Genomic DNA, 3810 nt, shown 5'->3' on the forward strand with positions numbered 1-3810 from the left:
ATTTCCAATGAAAACTGTGTATAAAAATGGCCCGCCATCTCATTTGATGCGGGCCTCCTCCACTGAGAACTATGAACTGAGAACTGATTACTTTATAAAATTCAGTCATTCAACATGTTGTGTAATTATTGTACAGCCCCTGCCTTCACTGAGAACTGATAACTGCTAACTGATGACTTTCTGCAAATCCGCAGGAGTCGCAGTTGACGCGAAAAGATAAAACTGACTACCAGTCTTTTTTATAAAAACTTAAACACTTTTTGGGTCATTTCGTGCTATACTTAAAGTGCAAATCTATCGGTTTTATCTATGAAAAAGAGGTATACCATGCATAATGAACAGAAAGTTACCGACCATATTTACTGGATTGGAGGCAATGATTTCATCCTGCCCCGCTTTGAGGGACTGATCCATATTTCCCGGGGCGTTTCCTATAACAGTTATTTCATTGATGATGAAAAGACGGCCGTTCTCGATGCCGTGGACAATTCCATCCGCGATGTTTTCATGGATGACCTGAAATTCCTCCTGAAAGGACGCAAGCTGGATTACATCATCGTGAACCACATGGAACCGGACCATTCCGGATCCCTCCTGGCCCTGGCCGAAGCCTGGCCAGAGGCAAAAATCGTGACTTCCGCCCAGGCGCAGAAGATGGTTTCCAACTATTTCCATGTGGATCTGAAAGACCGCTTCATCACCTCCGATGAAAAGCTGGTCATTGACCTGGGCATGCATAAGCTGCACTTTGTGAAGGCACCCATGGTGCACTGGCCGGAAGTGACCTTTACGTATGAAGAAACGGAAAAGGTCCTGTTCTCTGCCGATGCTTTCGGTACTTTCGGCGTGCTGAACGGCTCTATCTTTGCGGACGACGTGGACTATAAAGAAGAATACCTGCCGGACCTTCGGAAATATTATGCCAATATCGTGTCCCGCTATGGCGCCCAGGTGCTCATGGCCCTCAAAAAGGCAGCAAAACTTGACATCCGGTATATCTGCTCCCTCCATGGTCCGGTGCACCGTACCGAAGAAGACAGGAACATGATTATTTCCACCTATGCCAAATGGGCTGCCTGGACGCCGGAAGAAAATTCCGTGGCCATTTTCTTTGCTTCCGCTTATGGAAATACGTCCCTTGCCGCCCAGATCCTCGCAGGAAAACTGGCAGCGCGGGGCGTAAAACACCTGAAACTCGTCGACCTCTGCAGTGAATCCATTACCGAAGCCTTCCCGGAAGTCCTCCGGAAGAGCCATATCGTCCTTGCCGGGATTACCATGAATATGACCCTGAATCCTGTGATGAATGCATTCCTTGATCTTTTTGAGGAAATGGGCGTTTCGAACAGAACCATTTCCATCATCGGCAATTCCAGCTGGGCCCCCAACGTGAGCGGGAAAATCATGAAGGAAAAAGTGGAAAAACTGAAGAAATGCAGAATACTCGGTGAACCGGTCCATATCGTTTCCGCTCTTTCCGATGATGGAAAACTGGATGAACTGGCTGACCTTATTTCCTCCGATGTGAAAGCGGGTCAGGCGTAATCATGAACGCGAAAAAATGGCTCCTTCCGGCAGCGGCCTTCTGCCTTTCGGCCCTGCTCTTTGCGGGCTGCGGAAATAAACCCTCCGTCCATGTGATGAAAGCGGAAATCAGCCGGGAACCCTTTACCGTGGAAACAAAAGCCATTCCCGAAGCCCTTCATACGGCGCCCGTCATTCCCCAGGTTTCAGGAAATCTCATTTCCAATCCTCCTGATGTGGGAACCATCGTACAGGCAGGAGATGTGCTCTTTCAGATCGATTCCTCCCAGTACGAATCCCAGGCCTCCGGCCTTCGGGCCCAGATTGCGGCAGCTTCCCAGTCTTCCGTGAGGGCCTATGCATCGCCCGTGGACAACAGCCTCGAAGCATCCCTTCTGAAACAGGGCATCATCACCCGGGCGGAATATGAGCGGATCAAGGGAAGAAAAGGGGGCGGCGCTCCGGCTGTTTCCCCGTCCCGGCCTCCGGCCCAGCTGGTGGCCTCTCTCCAGACCCTGGAGCGGACCATTGCAAACTGCACCGTCCGCGCGCCCATCAGCGGCATTGTTTCCCAGGTCTATATCGGAGATACCCATCTGGCGCTGACAGGAAAACCGGCCCTGGTGATCCGGCAGGATTCTCCGGTCACCGCATCCGTGGAAATTCCAGCCAAAATGGATTCCATCATGGAAAAGGCAAAAGATGAGAAAACCCTCACCGTTTCCATGAGCGATGGCAATGACATCTGGTACGGGGAACTGAAAAAACAGCCCAATGAAAATGGCGAAAAATATACCACCTACAAAGTGCAGGTGGACAATACGGATGATGAAATCACCATCGGCAATGAATACAGCATCCGCATTGAAAGCGGACAGAATGTGCCCTGCTATATGATTCCGAAATCCGCCCTCTTCGGAGATGACCAGATTGCCGTGGTCAATGAAAGCAATCTCATCGATATCCGTCATGCAGCCGTGGCCTCCGATACAGGAGGATTTGCCCTCATTATGGACGGTCTTCAGGAAGGAGACCGGGTCGTGACGGATCCGCCCAAAGGAATCGAACTCGGCATGCAGGTGGATGTGAAATGAAATGGAAACGGGAAGACTACCTCTCTGACGCCGTCACCGTGGCAAGGAGCCTCATTGGAAAAGTCCTTGTGCGAAAATCAGAAGAAGGCATCACAGCCGGCCGGATCGTGGAATGCGAGGCTTACGGAGAAACATTCGAAGGCCATCAGGATGACGGAGCCCACGTATTCAAAGGACTCACCCCCAGGACGAAAATCATTTTCGGCGAAGGGGGCCATGCCTATATTTACCTGATTTACGGAATGTACTGCTGCCTCAATATGGTCTGCGGTCATGAAGGAGAAACCGGTTCCGTCCTCATCCGCGCCCTGGAACCTTTAGAAGGCATAGACCTCATGAAAAAACGGCGGCACCAGGAAAAACTGAAACTCCTCACCTCCGGCCCCGGCCGCCTTACCATGGCCATGGCCATCGACAAAAGTTTTTACGGCATCGACCTCACGGGAGATACCCTCTATGTGGAAGACAGAGAAGACGGCCCCTTTGAAATCGAAGTGACAAAACGGGTCAATATCGATTATGCTGCTTACGGCAAAGACTTCCCCTGGCGCTTCACCCTCAAAGGAAATCCGTATATATCTAAGAAATAAAAACCGCCTGGCACAATCCGTGTCAGGCGATTTTGATTTGAAAAGGTATCAGTTATTATTAGTTATTAGTTCTCAGTTGTCCCATCCGGATACATACACCGGGTTTCCGTATGTTTGGAAATTTTATAATCATTCGGAAATCCGGCCGCCCTGTGAATTTGGCCCACCTGCCCGATAAACACGAAATTCACGATAATCACGATGCATTCATTGTTTTTCTGCTGCACCGATGTATGAATTCCGGCCGGGACTTAATGGAAACAAAATAAAAAAAAGGGCGCAGCTATATAATTTGTGCTGCGCCACCGCCCCGATTCCCGATGTCCCGATTCCCGAACGTTTCAAAGCTTCGAAGACAGCTGAGAATTCAAAGTTTCAAAGAATTCAGTCACTGACGGGGATCCGGAAACTGGCAGCTTATATGCGACCAGCAAAAAAAGCCGCCCACTATGACTAGTGGACGGCTTTTTGGGTACAAAAATAAACTCCCTTTTGAGAATACATCTCGTTGTCCGGATTTCCGATCTTACCTGTCAATCGGCTGCAGAAATTCCTACGTCTGGATATGTCATCTCGTGATCAATGTACGTTGCGGGGGGCGC

The 3810-nt window shown here is 49.9% G+C and carries 3 protein-coding genes; all 3 read left to right on the forward strand.

All coding sequences use genetic code 11. From position 1 onward, the window contains the following. Positions 1–327 precede the first annotated feature (327 nt). From VZT47_RS09670 to VZT47_RS09680, 3 genes are read left to right on the forward strand one after another with little or no spacing between them, the layout of a single operon-like run. Entirely contained in the window at positions 328–1545 is a 1218-nt protein-coding gene (locus tag VZT47_RS09670; protein ID WP_330224758.1) for an FprA family A-type flavoprotein, read from the forward strand. Positions 1546–1547: 2 nt separating this feature from the next. Then, the gene (locus tag VZT47_RS09675; protein WP_330224759.1) at positions 1548–2618 is read left to right on the forward strand and encodes an efflux RND transporter periplasmic adaptor subunit; all 1071 of its coding nucleotides are present in this window, start codon (positions 1548–1550) and stop codon (positions 2616–2618) included. Further along, complete coding sequence (locus VZT47_RS09680) at positions 2615–3208, forward strand: DNA-3-methyladenine glycosylase (protein ID WP_330224760.1); 594 nt, start codon at positions 2615–2617, stop codon at positions 3206–3208. The genes VZT47_RS09675 and VZT47_RS09680 overlap by 4 nt, the downstream gene beginning before the upstream one ends. Positions 3209–3810 lie beyond the last annotated feature (602 nt).

The sequence above is a fragment of the Dialister sp. genome (assembly GCF_036343215.1).
Lineage (GTDB): Bacteria > Bacillota > Negativicutes > Veillonellales > Dialisteraceae > Dialister.